The organism is Nosocomiicoccus massiliensis, assembly GCF_000438455.1.
GTDB lineage: Bacteria > Bacillota > Bacilli > Staphylococcales > Salinicoccaceae > Nosocomiicoccus > Nosocomiicoccus massiliensis.
Window position 1 is genome coordinate 1 of record NZ_CAVG010000135.1, and the last position, 2,220, is coordinate 2,220.

3 protein-coding genes are annotated in these 2,220 nt (G+C 33.0%); all 3 read right to left on the reverse strand.

Going from position 1 to position 2,220, the window contains the following annotated elements:
- Positions 1-129: 129 nt before the first annotated feature.
- Entirely contained in the window at positions 130-513 is a 384-nt protein-coding gene (locus TJ68_RS06490) for a YisL family protein (protein ID WP_238316048.1), read from the reverse strand.
- Positions 514-522: 9 nt separating this feature from the next.
- On the reverse strand, positions 523-1,413 hold the full coding sequence (locus tag TJ68_RS06495) for a fumarylacetoacetate hydrolase family protein (RefSeq protein WP_040929354.1): 891 nt from the start codon (positions 1,411-1,413) through the stop codon (positions 523-525).
- A gap of 65 nt (positions 1,414-1,478) precedes the next feature.
- Positions 1,479-2,220, reverse strand: a 742-nt coding sequence (locus TJ68_RS06500; protein ID WP_222859709.1) for a DUF418 domain-containing protein, incomplete at its 5' end; no start/stop codon positions are given.

Below are 2,220 nucleotides of genomic sequence, written 5' to 3' on the forward strand. Positions count from 1 at the left end.
CTTCTTCAATCTACGTCCACCTTTCAATTATGTACATTCAATTATACTGGATTTTAATTTTTATGTATAGAAAATAGTAAGTTCACTGATTCTACATAAAAAACTGCAGAATAATCTGCAGTTTTAATATTATAAAACACCTAATGGTAAGTAAGAACCAAGTAGAACTGTAACGATAATTACAACGATCGCGATAATTAAAAGCATTTGTACGTTCGTTTCTTTTTTCTCGCGAACAAGTGTCATTTCCATTAGAGCAATCGCTCCAAGTCCGAGTAATGCTTTAAGACCATACATCATATGACCGTTACTTATGTTACCAATGATACTTAAGTTTTGAATGAAAATCATTACACCACTAAATAGTACGATAATGTAAAACAGTCTTAGTGTCATGTGTAAAATAAACGCTCTACGATTTTCAGCTGTAGGATTTCCTTTGTATGAAAAATACGTGATTAAAAATAATACAAAAGCGAGCGCAATTGCTGTTAAGTGTAAATGTAACATCATGTGTCTCCTTTATTTAATATAAGTTGTTAATGTACCAATTCCATTAATTGATACGCGAACTGCATCGCCTGACTCTAAGAAATCAGGGTGCTCCATTCCTGCAGCTACACCTTCTGGAGTGCCTGTAGCGATAATATCTCCAGGTAACAGTTTCACGTACTTAGAAACTTCTGCAATAATATCTTCAACAGATAGAATCATATCACGCGTATTACCGTCTTGACGAATCTCGTCGTTCACTTTTGTAACGATCGATACGTTATTTAAGTTCGGTAATTCATCTTTAGTCACGATATATGGACCAACTGGTGCTGCTAAACTTTTCCCTAAGAAAAATTGTTTTAATGATTTTTGTAAATCACGTGCTGTAATGTCGTTTACGATTGTATAACCGTACACGTAATCGAGCGCTAAGTGTGGTTGAACGTTATGCGCTTGTTTCCCAATTACAATACCGAGTTCACCTTCATAGTCTAACTCGTCAGTGACGTCGCTAAATGACTCGATTGTACCTTCATCACCAACTAAACTTGAATTTGCTTTCGTAAATACAGTCAGTGATACTTCATTATTTAACTCATCTGCGTGTTTTTTATAGTTACGACCGAAACAAATCAGGTTGTTTGGTGGTGCAACTGGTGGTAAAAATTCAATTTCGTTAAACGGTGCTTTGTATAAATGGTTATTATCGTCCGCTTCAGCTTTTTCAACTAAAGTACGTACGATTTCTTGGAAATCTAACGTATTATACGTCGTGATTCCTTCTAATAAAGTTTTTGGATATTCTTTTTCTTCTCCAAATTGTTCAAATAGTTTTGGTAAGTTCCAAGCACTATCTTCTCTTTTCACTTTCACTCCGTAAGTCGGATTGCCTTTATAAGTAAATGATAAAAATTTCATGAGACGACTCCTTTATCCCTTTTAATTAGTATAACAAAACATCGCTTTAATATCTTTAAAATTAACTAACGTTTATTTTTAAAAATTTCTAATAGTGTAATATTGAATTTATTTAATATGTGCATGAGCGCATATAATACGATGAGTATTATAAATATAATTAAAACGAGCGTTGCCACTGTGACTTCTCCGTAATAATTAAAACCGATTCCGTAAAAAATGATACTCATTAAAAAGTTAAATACGATAAATAAAAACAACACGTATTTCCCAGGAATTTCAAACAGTAGCGTCGCGAATTTAGGTGCTTGTTCGACGAGTAATATTATCGTTAAGAATAATGCAAATCCGAGCATCATACCACCAATATTTTCCCCAATCAGCTTTCCACTTCTACTGCCTAAACTTAGCACTTCGATCATTTTTATTAGAAGTGCACTCGTTAATACAACAAGTGTTAAAATATATCCTTTTGTTTTAAAGTATTTCTCGATATCGATACGTTCTAATATACTACCGATAAAAGTGAATGGTAGTGAGACGAACATAAACAGACTAAAGAAATCCATTGCACGGATGGAAGATACGTTTAATTCAATCATCGAAATGATATCTTTTTCACGGTATACACCGAGATAATTATTCAGTTGTTGGATGCTTGAATATATAATATCGTTCGTAGATAACGACGTTAACGCTGGTATAATTGTCCAAACGACTAAATATAAAACTAATAATATAACAGCTGTGATTAAGCTAATTATTAATGAATTTTCTCTAAAAAATAAAACGACCATACCACTTAAT